The 12,311-nt window shown below is 37.2% G+C and carries 18 protein-coding genes and 1 pseudogene; 10 read left to right on the top strand and 9 right to left on the bottom strand.

Going from position 1 to position 12,311, the window contains the following annotated elements:
* Positions 1 to 60 precede the first annotated feature (60 nt).
* Positions 61 to 501, bottom strand: a complete 441-nt coding sequence (locus AZF08_RS13650) for a DUF86 domain-containing protein (RefSeq protein ID WP_033673020.1) — start codon at positions 499 to 501, stop codon at positions 61 to 63.
* A 147-nt stretch (positions 502 to 648) separates the two neighbouring features.
* Between AZF08_RS13650 and glpX the strand changes: the two genes are divergently transcribed.
* The 4 genes and pseudogenes from glpX to AZF08_RS13630 all read left to right on the top strand — a co-directional run bounded on the left by glpX (position 649) and on the right by AZF08_RS13630 (position 3,299).
* Positions 649 to 1,620 (top strand): class II fructose-bisphosphatase, encoded by a 972-nt coding sequence (glpX, locus tag AZF08_RS13645; RefSeq protein WP_033673022.1) that lies wholly within the window; start codon positions 649 to 651, stop codon positions 1,618 to 1,620.
* 16 nt (positions 1,621 to 1,636) lie between these two features.
* The gene (locus AZF08_RS13640; RefSeq protein WP_000392617.1) at positions 1,637 to 1,903 is read left to right on the top strand and encodes a DUF3055 domain-containing protein; all 267 of its coding nucleotides are present in this window, start codon (positions 1,637 to 1,639) and stop codon (positions 1,901 to 1,903) included.
* 368 nt (positions 1,904 to 2,271) lie between these two features.
* Entirely contained in the window at positions 2,272 to 2,772 is a 501-nt protein-coding gene (locus AZF08_RS13635; protein ID WP_033673024.1) for a hypothetical protein, read from the top strand.
* 11 nt (positions 2,773 to 2,783) lie between these two features.
* Positions 2,784 to 3,299, top strand: a pseudogene (locus AZF08_RS13630) (GNAT family N-acetyltransferase).
* 40 nt (positions 3,300 to 3,339) lie between these two features.
* Here AZF08_RS13630 and AZF08_RS13625 read toward each other — a convergent pair.
* Positions 3,340 to 3,651 (bottom strand): YutD family protein, encoded by a 312-nt coding sequence (locus AZF08_RS13625; protein ID WP_407639479.1) that lies wholly within the window; start codon positions 3,649 to 3,651, stop codon positions 3,340 to 3,342.
* A gap of 115 nt (positions 3,652 to 3,766) precedes the next feature.
* Here AZF08_RS13625 and AZF08_RS13620 point away from each other — a divergent pair, with 115 nt between their 5' ends.
* A complete protein-coding gene (locus tag AZF08_RS13620; protein WP_033673029.1) occupies positions 3,767 to 4,345 on the top strand; it encodes a YhcN/YlaJ family sporulation lipoprotein in 579 nt (192 codons plus the stop codon).
* 37 nt (positions 4,346 to 4,382) lie between these two features.
* Here AZF08_RS13620 and AZF08_RS13615 read toward each other — a convergent pair whose 3' ends face one another.
* On the bottom strand, positions 4,383 to 5,117 hold the full coding sequence (locus AZF08_RS13615) for a MerR family transcriptional regulator (RefSeq protein ID WP_033673031.1): 735 nt from the start codon (positions 5,115 to 5,117) through the stop codon (positions 4,383 to 4,385).
* A gap of 434 nt (positions 5,118 to 5,551) precedes the next feature.
* Between AZF08_RS13615 and AZF08_RS13610 the strand changes: the two genes are divergently transcribed.
* From AZF08_RS13610 to AZF08_RS13600, 4 genes are all read left to right on the top strand, one after another.
* On the top strand, positions 5,552 to 6,322 hold the full coding sequence (locus AZF08_RS13610; RefSeq protein WP_033673033.1) for a YhfC family intramembrane metalloprotease: 771 nt from the start codon (positions 5,552 to 5,554) through the stop codon (positions 6,320 to 6,322).
* Between the two features lie 98 nt (positions 6,323 to 6,420).
* The gene (locus AZF08_RS13605; RefSeq protein ID WP_033673569.1) at positions 6,421 to 6,996 is read left to right on the top strand and encodes a histidine phosphatase family protein; all 576 of its coding nucleotides are present in this window, start codon (positions 6,421 to 6,423) and stop codon (positions 6,994 to 6,996) included.
* The gene (locus AZF08_RS28680) at positions 6,954 to 7,202 is read left to right on the top strand and encodes a YoaP domain-containing protein (RefSeq protein WP_235190020.1); all 249 of its coding nucleotides are present in this window, start codon (positions 6,954 to 6,956) and stop codon (positions 7,200 to 7,202) included. The genes AZF08_RS13605 and AZF08_RS28680 overlap by 43 nt, the downstream gene beginning before the upstream one ends.
* Positions 7,187 to 7,663, top strand: coding sequence for a YbaK/EbsC family protein (locus AZF08_RS13600; protein WP_033673035.1), 477 nt, complete (start codon positions 7,187 to 7,189; stop codon positions 7,661 to 7,663). The genes AZF08_RS28680 and AZF08_RS13600 overlap by 16 nt, the downstream gene beginning before the upstream one ends.
* A 16-nt stretch (positions 7,664 to 7,679) precedes the next feature.
* Here AZF08_RS13600 and AZF08_RS13595 read toward each other — a convergent pair whose 3' ends face one another.
* The 3 genes from AZF08_RS13595 to lipA all read right to left on the bottom strand — a co-directional run bounded on the left by AZF08_RS13595 (position 7,680) and on the right by lipA (position 9,556).
* On the bottom strand, positions 7,680 to 8,009 hold the full coding sequence (locus AZF08_RS13595) for a DMT family transporter (RefSeq protein WP_033673036.1): 330 nt from the start codon (positions 8,007 to 8,009) through the stop codon (positions 7,680 to 7,682).
* A 1-nt stretch (position 8,010) separates the two neighbouring features.
* A complete protein-coding gene (locus AZF08_RS13590) occupies positions 8,011 to 8,565 on the bottom strand; it encodes a TetR/AcrR family transcriptional regulator (RefSeq protein WP_033673038.1) in 555 nt (184 codons plus the stop codon).
* Between the two features lie 94 nt (positions 8,566 to 8,659).
* A complete protein-coding gene (gene lipA / locus AZF08_RS13585) occupies positions 8,660 to 9,556 on the bottom strand; it encodes a lipoyl synthase (RefSeq protein WP_033673040.1) in 897 nt (298 codons plus the stop codon).
* Positions 9,557 to 9,746: 190 nt separating this feature from the next.
* On the opposite strand from lipA, the gene AZF08_RS13580 reads away from it, so the two are divergent.
* Complete coding sequence (locus AZF08_RS13580) at positions 9,747 to 10,736, top strand: M23 family metallopeptidase (RefSeq protein ID WP_033673042.1); 990 nt, start codon at positions 9,747 to 9,749, stop codon at positions 10,734 to 10,736.
* Positions 10,737 to 10,763: 27 nt separating this feature from the next.
* Here the strand turns inward: AZF08_RS13580 and AZF08_RS13575 are convergent, their stop codons facing one another.
* The 3 genes from AZF08_RS13575 to AZF08_RS13565 all read right to left on the bottom strand — a co-directional run bounded on the left by AZF08_RS13575 (position 10,764) and on the right by AZF08_RS13565 (position 12,271).
* Positions 10,764 to 11,042, bottom strand: a complete 279-nt coding sequence (locus AZF08_RS13575) for a hypothetical protein (protein WP_033673044.1) — start codon at positions 11,040 to 11,042, stop codon at positions 10,764 to 10,766.
* A 133-nt stretch (positions 11,043 to 11,175) separates the two neighbouring features.
* Positions 11,176 to 11,913 carry a sporulation protein YunB gene (yunB, locus tag AZF08_RS13570; RefSeq protein WP_033673046.1) on the bottom strand — a complete coding sequence of 246 codons (738 nt, stop codon included), beginning with the start codon at positions 11,911 to 11,913 and terminating at the stop codon, positions 11,176 to 11,178.
* Positions 11,914 to 11,968: 55 nt separating this feature from the next.
* Entirely contained in the window at positions 11,969 to 12,271 is a 303-nt protein-coding gene (locus tag AZF08_RS13565; RefSeq protein WP_033673048.1) for a YunC family protein, read from the bottom strand.
* Positions 12,272 to 12,311: the final 40 nt, after the last annotated feature.

Below are 12,311 nucleotides of genomic sequence, written 5' to 3'. Positions count from 1 at the left end.
TAGCCGCCCTATAGACAAAAAAGATCCCCAAAAAGGTTAATGGGGATCTTGTCCATACACTTATTCTGCTACAAATGCAGATACAGGTCCTAATTCCTTTTCTAAGTAACGGCGAATGTTCGCAGGGTATTTCTGTACCACAGCGATTTGTTTTTGAATCGTTTTATATAATTCTTCATGATTCATTCTAATATAATCTTGCATAAGCATTTTTCGAAGGAGAATCACTTCTTTTATCCCTTTTCCTTCTTCCTCACTTATGACTTTTTCATCCATTAAAATATCGATAATATCTTCATAACTTCCCGGATCACGCATAATAAATCCATCAATCATTGCATTTCCAACATCTAATATGCAATCGATGATGAGATGCGACATACGCTCTAATGCGTAATATTCAAAAGGAGTTTCATATTGCTGCTTCTCTTGAAATGTATCTACTGCTTGTTCTAAACATGTTAACATTTGTTCTATTTTTCTTCTGTCTACAAAGTACATGAATGTCACCTACCTGGAAATAAAAGCATTTACATTTTCATTGTAACCGTTTCTTCTGAAAAAATCGACAATTTTTCGAATTCACCTTTTCCTCGTTATTTGTTATAGTTATATTTGTATGATTTTTGAAATTGGAGGAATGTCACCTTGGAACGTGAACTCGCATTAGAAATTGTCCGTGTAACAGAAGCAGCAGCCTTAGCATCCGCACAGTGGATGGGCCGCGGAAAGAAAAACGAAGCAGATGATGCAGCAACTACAGCTATGCGTGATATGTTTGATTCAGTAAACATGGCCGGTACTGTTGTAATTGGTGAAGGAGAACTTGATGAAGCGCCAATGTTGTATATTGGTGAAAAACTAGGAACAGGTAATGGTCCAGACGTTGATATCGCCGTTGATCCATTAGAAGGTACAAACATTGTTGCCAAAGGTCTTGCAAATGCAATGGCAGTTATCGCAATCGCAGATAAAGGAAACCTTCTTCATGCTCCGGATATGTACATGGAAAAAATCGCGGTTGGTCCAAAAGCAGCTGGTAAAATTAGCTTAGATGATCCAATTGAAAAAACAATTGAAATTGTAGCAGAAGCAAACAATAAAAAAATTCGTGACCTAACGGTTATCGTCCAAGAACGTGAACGTCATCAAGATATTATCGACCGTGTACGTGCAAAAGGTGCACGTGTAAAACTATTCGGTGATGGCGATGTTGGTGCGTCAATCGCAACAGCTCTTCCAGGAACAGGCATCGATTTATTCGTTGGTGTTGGTGGCGCTCCAGAAGGCGTTATTTCTGCAGCAGCACTAAAATGTCTTGAAGGCGAAATGCAAGCACGCTTAGTTCCAATGAACGAAGAAGAAGAAGCACGTTGTCGCAAAATGGGATTAGAAGATCCTCGTCAACTTCTTATGTTAGATGACTTAGTATCTGGCGATGATGCAATCTTCTCAGCAACAGGTGTATCTGCTGGTGAGCTATTAGATGGTGTTAAATTCCTAGGCGGAGATTTAGCAGAAACGTATTCTATCGTTATGCGCTACAAAACAAGAACGGTACGCTTTATTAAAACGCATCACCATTTAGATCATAAGCCTCATTTAAACTTAGATATTTAAAAAAGGAGCCATGTGTATGGAAGAACGTTTCTTTCTGTACGACGATACAGTCGATACAAAAACGCGTTTCGTTAGCTTTATGGGAGAAAATGAGCGCCACGATTTAGCGCTTTTATATTCCGATCGTCATTATGGTAAAACCATTGTCCTTGATATGCAGCGCAATAAATTTGCAATCATCGGCACTGACGACTTAAACGAACCCGGCTACTTAGAGCATGCATTTTCTATGTCTGAAGAAATTGCAGAAGAACTACGCTCATTTTTATTTGAACTTATATAAATTTATGCACCAGCTATCATTTTAGCTGGTTTTTTTTTACATATTAAGTTTTGAATTTTCAATCTTTTGTGTTATACTAAAAAGAAAATCTATTTGGAAAGAAAGGACGTCTACTACGTATGCCAACATTTACTTTGTAATGGATCAGCAACTGGATAGCATTATTCTCAAAAAAGCAATGTGCTTTTTCAAGGGAGTAGTCTGCCCATTCCCATTACAAAGGAACGTAGCACATCTGTAGTATGATGTTTTACGGAGGTCCTATTAGGGAACCTCTTTTTATTTTTGTCGATTTCCTTCTCATTCATACTACAAGACGTCCAAATAGCTGTATTACGTTCCTTTACCATCAAACGAGGTGAAGGAAAATGCAGAAAGTACAACTTTCTTGGAATTTATATAAAAATGAATTTGAAACAACAATTGAGAAACATTGTAAAAATTGTGGGCATATCACCCTTTTTGCCGATACAAATATTCGCAGACATAACGCAAACGGAAAAAACATTTACCGATTTGCCATTTATAAGTGTCCTAAAGGTCATACGTGGAACAAAAAGCTTCGAATTTACAAGTCGTTTTCTGATCATGTAGAAACGCTTGATGTGTTTCAGAAAGAACAAAATGAAACAACAACTACTATTTCAATTATGCAATATAAAGAAAATGGTACTACAGAGATAACGATTGTATTAGAAACAGTCTGTGGTTCCCACCGCTTTGACAAAGCGCTATCAACATATATTTCAGATTGGAGCCGCACCACAATTGTAGAAAGAATAAAAAACGGACACATTCAGTTGAATGGACAACAGATGAAACCAAATACAACACTTTCTGAAGGGGATTCTATTTCAATTTGCTTGTAAAGGAGACACATATGCTAAAAATAATACAAGGTACGCTTGACCTATTAGATCATTTAGATGTTATGTACGGGCAGTGTAAAGAAGACCTATTACAGAAGCACATTTACCAATGGGATGACTCTTATCCGACGCGTGAAACAATTTCTTATCACTTAGAAAATAACGAACTCTATTGTCTATGTGTAGATGATTTAATCATCGGTGCCGTCGTTTTGAACGATTGGCAGTCCCCAGAGTATACGCTTATTGACTGGTCAAAAACGGAAGGACGTTTTCTCATTGTCCACTCTTTTGTCATCCATCCTAACTCCCAAGGAAAAGGATATAGCAAAGCCTTATTATCCTTTTGGGAAAATGAAGCTAGGTAAAAGAACTATACCGGAATACGATTAGATGCCTTTACAGGTAATCCTATTTCCTTAGGTCTATATGAGAAAAACGACTATATATGCCGAGGTGCTGTTTATTTCGCCAGCAAACCTGAACCTTACAATTGGTATAACTGCTATGAAAAGATATTAGACTAAAAAAGAATCCCTCTTACACCTACGTAAGAGGGATTCTTTTTTATTTCTTCACTTTTCGTAATACAAAGTGTGCACATCCAAAATTACAATACTCATATAAGTACTCCGATAACGTACTAATTTTTGTATCATACGTCGCACGTTGATTACTATCATCAAAAAAGCCGCGCAATCTAAGCTGATCATATCCCCAGTCACCTACGATATAATCATATTTATTTAAAATTTCTGCATAGCGCTCTTTAAATGCTTCTTCACGAAAAGCTTCACGATAGTTTTTAATTACTTCGTACTGCACATTATTAATGCTCACCGTAGCATGAATTTCTTGCTCTTGCTTTTGCTCCATCATTAACTTCCTCTCTAAGCATTCTTCTTTTTATCGTATCACAAAGCCCAACAACCAACAATTTCAAATACAAAAAATTGAAAAGTAGTAAATGCTATGAAGAAGGAGGTGATCCATCATGAAAAAACAAATCATACTCTCTCTTCTCACTCTTTCCTTATTGGCAGGCTGTCAATCGGCAAATAAAGCTGAGATGGAACGTGAAGAAGGCAGCCGTGTTCTGGTTTCCAATAAAAATGACATGTATCACACAGAAAATACAAATACAAGGCTTACAAGAGTCGGATACTCTTCTAAGCAAAAAGATGAAGTATCTAACAAACAAGTAGGAGCGATTAACCGTGAAAAGGTTGCTGAAATGATTACAAGTATGACTGTAAAACTCCCTGACGTCACAAATGCTGCTACACTTGTGACCGATGACGAAGTATTTGTTGTATATCGAGCAAAAACCAATGACCCTAAGCTTGTAACAGATCAAGTATATAAAACAGCTTTGTCCATCGTTCCTCGTTATTATAAAGCATATGTATCAACAGACCAAAAATTGATTTCACAAATTCAAGGTCTTCAATCTGGCACTTTAAATAATAAAGAATATACACAAAGCATTGATATGTTAAAACGTGAAATGAGCAAAGATCCACATTTGAATAATAGTCAAAATGATACGCTAAACGACATGATAAAAAAATAAAAGATGGAAGCTGCCCACTATGGACAGCCTCCATCTTTTATTTTTTATGATTATCTGCATATATAGCCATTGCGTCGCACATAAATCTAGCTAAACCTTCTCCAAATTGATCGATATTTTTTGTAAAGCGTTCATCATCCACATACATTTGGCCTAATCCTTTAAATGCCTCTAATGAATATTGACCAAAGTTTTGCAAGTAATCGTACCATTCTTGAATAGCATCTTGTGCTTCTTTAGAATCAGGCGCATGATGTCGAAGCGTAGCTAGATTTCGGTAGATGCTATTAAATGCCTCTTGCTTCTCCTTAGACATGCCAGCGGCCGCCTTATTTGCTGTATTAACAGCTTCATCTCCCCATCGTGCGCGAGTTTCCTCTTCATATGGGTTATGACTAAAATCAAATCCTTCAAACTTCTCTTTATTCGTCATTTCAATCTCTCCTTTTGTATGCTTGATTGTCTTATCAATCGTCGCAATCACCTTATCCAATCTAGCGCGTTTCTCAAGCAGCATTTTCCGGTGTAACGTAAGCGCCTCTTCTCGGTCAAATGAAGGACTCATGATAATTTCTTTAATCTTCTTTAAAGGGAAGCCAAGCTCTTTAAAAAATAAAATTTGCTGCAGCGTTTCCAGATTTTCATTGGAATACAGACGATAACCCGACTCCGTCGTCTCGTCTGGGGTTAACAACCCAATTTCATCATAATGATGCAGTGTGCGCACACTAATACCAACTAAATCTGCTACTTCTTTTACTCTCATTGTCATGCCTTTCTCCTCCCTCAGTACATACAATAAAGTATCACGCAACGTAAGAGTCAATAGAAAAAACTCTTTTTTATTACCTATATTTTTTTAAATAAACGATTTCCTTAATTCCCTGTATAATATATATAAATCCATTTTGATTTGCTGGCGTATAAGTTGCGGCTATGAAGAAAAAAGATGACTTACACTCGTTTTTTCTCTCTGTTTTCACTTGGCATGGAGCAGAAAGAAGATCTGACCGGCCGTATGCTCTCTCCCGGCTATGAAAACAAAAACAGATTTCCACTCATTTTCTCTTTTTGTTCTTATATAGCATGGAACGAAAAAAGGCACTGACCGCTTCTATACATGGTCGGATCCTCTCTTCCACCTAAAAAGAAGGGGTAAAATTTAGATTTATATCAAAGTACATACATTAGAAAGTGGTGAAAAGTATGGTTTCAAATACAGTAATTGCTAGTATGATTACACAGCTTGTACTCTCGGTTCTTGTTCCAATTATTGTACTTGTTTATTTCCGAAAAAAATATCATATAAACTGGAAAGTAGTTGGAGTTGGTGTTCTTATCTTTATCGGATTTGCACAAATTCTCGAAACACCTTTTCACGTATTTATGCTAGGAAACCAGGCAACATCCGAATTATTGAAAAATCCATTTCTTTATGCAATCTACGGTGGACTTACTGCTGCTATCTTTGAAGAAGCAGGACGATTCATAGCCTTCTTCTATTTACTTAAGAAATACCAAGAATATAAAGATGGTTTAGCATACGGAATTGGACACGGAGGAATTGAATCTATTTCAATTGGAGCTCTAGCCAGTCTTCAAACTCTTTACTTTGCGCTTTCAATTAATAATGGCAGTTTTTCAAAACTTATTGAAAAAACTCCTCAGCTCAGCCAAGTACAAGATCTATTGATTAGCACACCACCCTATCTATATTTACTTGGTAGTATAGAAAGAATCCTGGCACTTGTCCTACAAATTGCTTTTACGATGCTTATATTATATGGCGTAAAACATAAGAAATATATTTTTGTTTTGTATGCTGTACTTTTCCACACCTTTGTGGATTTCTTTGCGGGTCTTTATCAAAAACAAGTTATCAACATATTTTTCGCAGAAGGAATTACAGTTGTGTTTGCAATTTTCGCCTTTGTTCTCATTCGTAAAATGAAAGAAAAACTGACAATTGAGCCATAAAAAAGCTAAGCCCGCGTGGCTTAGCTTTTTTATAAAGGACTTTATTTTCTCTTTGTCGAAGTATGTTATGGTCAACTTGAAAAAGTGAGGGATGGATGTTGAAAAAGCTTATTTTAGTGCGTCACTGCTCAGCTACCGGGCAAGAGCAAGAGGCAGAATTAACGACTCTAGGGAAAGAGCAAGCAAACAATCTTGCTAAGTTTCTCATAAATAATAACCTGCAAATACAGTCTATTATCTCAAGCCCTTTTACCCGAGCAATTCAATCCATTGAACCATTTGCATTACAAACCAAATTACCAATCAAAAAAGATGAAAGATTAACGGAACGCATATTAAGCAGTGTTCCAATGGAAGATTGGCTACACAAACTAGAATATACTTTTACAAATATAGATATTGCCTTTTCAGGCGGAGAGTCAACAAAACAAGCGATGAACCGTGCTACGTCGCTGATTCAAGATATTTTACAACAAGAACATCAGGTAACATTACTTGTTACACATGGAAATTTACTAGCGATTATTTTAAAGTACTTTGATGATCGGATTGGCTTTCAAGAATGGAAAAACTTAAGCAATCCTGACGTCTATGAAATTACAATTGATGAACAAACGACAATCCACAGATTGTGGAAAAATGCTGCTCAAGATCATGTCACCAAATCATATTGAACAGGAACATCCCTATCAAATACATTCAGTTGACATCGCGAGAAGATACGCAATATGCTCTTTGTGCCTTTACGACATACAGAGTTTTTCATAACGGAGAATTTTTAACATATACAATTTTAAGCGCGAAAAAATTTAAAGAAAGTGATGACAAAAATGCACCACATATAGAAAGGGGTATCACCAAAATATGTACGAAGAAATAATCTCTTTATTACATAAAACGAATGCTTCCTACGAAAAATTCGAACACGAACCAGTTCTCGATTACGAAACGGATCGAATCGTTCGTGAGCGCCTCGGTTTGCAAGGTGCGCCAAGTAAAAGCTTATTTTTAAAATCAAAGTCTGGATCTTATTACGTGTTCTTTACACTAGAAGGAACTCGTCTTGATAGAAACGAGATGAAAGAAATAACCGGACAGCGTTTATCCCTTTGTTCACCTGATGAACTAAGAGAACAAACAGGATGTATTCCTGGATGCGTCGCACCTTTTGGCTATTCACAGGATGTAACTATTATTGTGGATAGTTCTGTCTATGCTTATGGCAAAATTTTAATTTCACCTGGTGTTCCCGAATTTACAATTGAATTATCCACAGAAGAATTGAAAAAGATTTTATCCACATGTCAAAATAAGGTTTTAGAATATAGGAAAGAGAGCTGATGATTCAGCCCTCTTTTTAATGAGCACTCGATCCAGACATATTTAGTACTGCTACTCCGCCTATGATAAGTACTAATCCCACAGCTGTTTGCCACGTAAAAGCATCTTTCCAAACAAGTACACCAATTAATGCTGTTAAAGCTGTACCTACTCCTGACCAAATCGCGTACGCTGTGCTAAGTTGTATCTGCTGTAACGATTTAGAAAGGAAGAAAAATGCTGAGGCGAAACCTAGAACTACCCCGATGCTCGGTAACACTTTCGTAAAACCATTTGATACCTTGAGCATAGATGTCCCAAACACTTCACTTACAATTGCAATCGCTAAAAAGAGAAAGGCTTTCATACTATTCCTCCTTTGTCATTTTCATCAGTCTGTTTACTACTTTTTCTCTTAATTCACCACGAATAGGCGCTACGCTAAACATATCTGCGTAATATAACCCATCTACCGCTAGACGAGCAATCGTCGCCTCTACAGCATCCAATCCATCATGCTCAATTTCATTTTGAATACTTACATATTGCTTTTGTATTTCTGTTAATAAATCTGGATTGGTGGCCATTGCAGCTAACAACCCAGAACCAAAATTTTCTATTCGATTATATTCTTCCTCAGATGTAGCAGCTTGAATGACAGCTCGCGTCCATTTTCCTCTTTGATTCATATCCTGATTTGCTAGTTCTCTTATATCATTTACATATTCTTCGTTTGCACATTTAACTAATTCCGCAATAAGGATATCTTTATTCGAAAAATGGTACAACAAACCACCTTTACTAACACCCGCTCGCTTTGCTACCGCTTCAAGCGTTAGTTTATTCACACCTTCTTTATACACAAGACTAGATGCTGCTTGTAAAATTGCCTTACGCGTTTGCTTCGCTTTATCTTTTCCCATTTCCTCACCCCACATTTACTATACCGTCTGGACGGTTTGTTTTTCAAGTAAAAAAATCCTTCTTAGTATTCACACTAAGAAGAATTTTTTACTATTATTTCGCTGCTGCTGTTTTTTCTTTTGCAGAACGTACTTGCTCATCTGCATGGTAAGAAGAACGAACAAGTGGGCCAGCTTCACAGTGGCTAAATCCTTTGCTAAGTGCAATTTCTTTAAGCTCTGCAAATTCAGCTGGTGTGTAGTATTTAATAACTGGTAAATGCTTTTTAGATGGTTGTAAGTATTGCCCAAGCGTTAAAATATCCACATTGTTCGCACGTAAGTCGTCCATTGCTTCAATTAAATCTTCTCTTGTTTCACCTAATCCCACCATAATGCTAGATTTAGTTGGAATATCAGGTTGCATTTCTTTTGCACGACGTAAAAATTCTAATGAACGAGGGTATTTTGCTCTAGCGCGAACTCGGTCAGATAATCGACTTACTGTTTCAATGTTATGGTTTAAAATATCAGGTTTTGCATCCATTAACATTTTTAAGTTCTCTTCTACCCCACCCATATCAGATGGTAAAACTTCAATGGACGTGAATGGATTTTTGCGACGAACAGCGCGTACTGTTTCAGCAAAAACAGCTGCTCCGCCATCTTTTAAATCATCACGTGCAACCGCTGTTATAACAACGTGTTTTAAGCCCATTTGTACAACAGAATCTGCTACGCGTTCTGGTTCTTGTAAATCAAGCTCTGTTGGTAAGCCTGTTTTAACCGCACAAAAACGACAAGCACGTGTACAAACCGCACCTAAGATCATGAATGTTGCTGTTTTTCTTACAGCCCAGCATTCATGAATATTGGGACATTTTGCCTCTTCACAAACGGTATGAAGCTGCTTAGAACGCATCATTTTCTTTAAGCCTGTATAGTTTTCATTTGTATTTAACTTAATTTTCAACCATTCGGGCTTGCGCTTGTATTCTGTTTGTTTTGTCATGTTATCAACTCCGCACAATATGAAATAGTTTACCGTGTTCGCTTCTTTCAATGTAACATATCTATTCTAACGTATGAAAGCGATTTGCTCAAATGAAGATTCCCAGAAATTTTACCAATGATTTACTATAATGAAATATCTCGTATATCCCACACTAAAAAGAGTGATGTTGTGAAAGGAGTCCATTTTCATGCTTCGAAGAATTTCTCTTTTGCTTTCTATCTGCTTTCTCCTTCAGCAAGGGATTGTTTATGGTGAAGTCGATCAGCAAAGCATATATGAAAAACGCATGACACTTTATAAAGAAACAGAGCAATCTTCTAGCATCCCTTGGTATTATTTTGCTGCTATTGATCAGTATGAACGAAATATACGAAGCGTAAGAAGAGATATCCCCAAAAAACCTGATGCTATCGTATCCATTTACTTTAAACCAGAAATGTGGGCTGGACCAGCTAATGGTACTTACAATGATACATTGCCCCACACCATTTCTTTATTTGGAGGAATTGGTTTAGATGGTGATAAGGACGGATTTGCAAACTCAAACAACGATCGAGATATTTTATACACGATGTCTACTATCATAAAGAAACAAGGGATTATAGAAGATCGGATTAAAATTATGCTCTGGGAATACTATAAACGTGCAAAAACAGTAGAATTGATTATGGAATACGCCCGTTTGTATCAACACTACGGTCGTATCAACTTAGAAGGGAATGCGTTTCCTCTACCTATCCACAGTGATCATAGCTACCGCAGTACCTTTGGCGCTGGACGAAGCTTTGGCGGAAGACGCATCCATGAAGGCACCGATATTTTTGCTGGTTATGGCGTACCAGTAAGATCAACTTGCTATGGCATTATTGAAACGAAAGGCTGGAATCGCCTTGGCGGCTGGCGTATTGGAATTCGTGATTTATATAACAACTATCATTATTATGCACATTTAGGCGGTTTTTCTAAAAATATACAACTTGGACAAATTGTAGAACCTGGAACTCCTATCGGCTTCGTAGGTAGCACCGGTTACGGTCCTCCTGGAACAGCGGGGAAGTTCCCTCCGCACTTGCACTTTGGAATGTATAAAGACAACGGCTATACAGAATGGGCATTTGACCCTTATATCCATTTACGTTTGTGGGAGCGGAAAGAACGTGCGAGTTTAAAAAGATAACCGCAGCTTAACAGCTGCGGTTATTTTCTATATTCCACCAGACATAATTAATATTCCTAAAATAATTTGAAATACGTAACTCATTACAATGCTCATCCACGCCCATTTACTTAAGTCATGTTTTATACCTAAAAACGCAAACAAAATTGCACATGCAGGTAATAAATACGTAGTTACTAATATTTCAAATACTGCCCCTTTAATATTTAAATCAACAAAAGATAAAACCAAAAATAATATAGCCTGAACTACACTCAAACAAATAGATATGATATTCATTTTCTTACTTATTGATTCGCTAATCATTATCTCCCCCTTTCATTTATTCTACTATGAAAAAAGGAATTATTTACCTTGTTATAAAAGGAATAATTTTTTATCTAGTAGTAAAAAGGGGAGCGAAGTATATTGTAGAAATACAGCAGACATTTACTTCAATTTAATCATCTGCTTTTTTATCTTTTTTATCCGGTACAACAACACCACCGCTTCCATAATACGCCGGCACTTCACCTTGCACAATTCGCGTCGCAATCGGTATATGTTGTTTTACTGTAACTTCTTTTGTACGAAATGGAATAATAATCTGCAGTGTTACATCCACTTCCATAATGACCTCAATCGCTGTATTGTTAATCCCATGTGGTTTCACGTTTTGCTTAATATCTGTACCCACATGACCAATTGTTGTAAAGTTAATTGGGATATCTGGTCCTAAATTACCAAGGAGTGCATTATCCGTTATACGCCCAAGAGGAACCGACATCGACACTCCGCCTTCTTCCGGAAGACCGAGCGCTTTCATATCTCCCTTCTCCACTTGATGCAAATATTTCTCTATGTATGCAGTCGTCGATGTTAAAATCTCGTTCACTTGCTTTGTATTTAAATCGATTGTCGATACTTTACCGTTCTTATCATTTTGCACCTTCATCAATGAATCCACATCGAACCCTTCATTAATCCGGTCCTTTACCGCCTTTGTCATTACAACTGTTGCCATTTTCTTCGTCTGCATTTCCCCATATTTTATTAATGTGGGCTGAATACTTTTATTCACAAGCCATAATCCCTGCAACGTCATAAGCAAAAAAATGATAAACGAAATAAGTAGTACATGCCGAAAGGGAAGCGGTCCCCTTCGAAACCGCGAAGCTTTTGGGCGAAATGTGCGCATAACAAAACCCTCCTTCTTATATCATTTCTATGCAAGAAAGAGGGACGATATATACTTATATCATTTTTAATAACGCATCTTTTCCAATTGTTCCTGCTGGAATGCCTAAAGCCTCCGCTCCAGTAGTAACCGATTCAAGAGGTGCTTCTAACAGCTGCTCAATTGTTCTTACCCCAACTGCGCGGCCGGCAATAATTCCTCGATCCCCTAACTTCTCGTTTAATAGATCGACATCTAACGCTCCGCACATAATATATCCTTTATCGCTCATAACAGCCAGCAAATTTGTTTTCGGAAGCTTTACGCTAACAGCTATAAACGTATGATTATCAATAAAAATTGGCTCTACATTAACCATAGTTCCTACACTCCTCTCTTTCTTATCTTTATGACAAGAG

The organism is Bacillus gaemokensis (genome assembly GCF_001590835.1).
Lineage (GTDB): Bacteria > Bacillota > Bacilli > Bacillales > Bacillaceae_G > Bacillus_A > Bacillus_A gaemokensis.
This window is presented reverse-complemented; position numbering and strand designations above follow the sequence as displayed.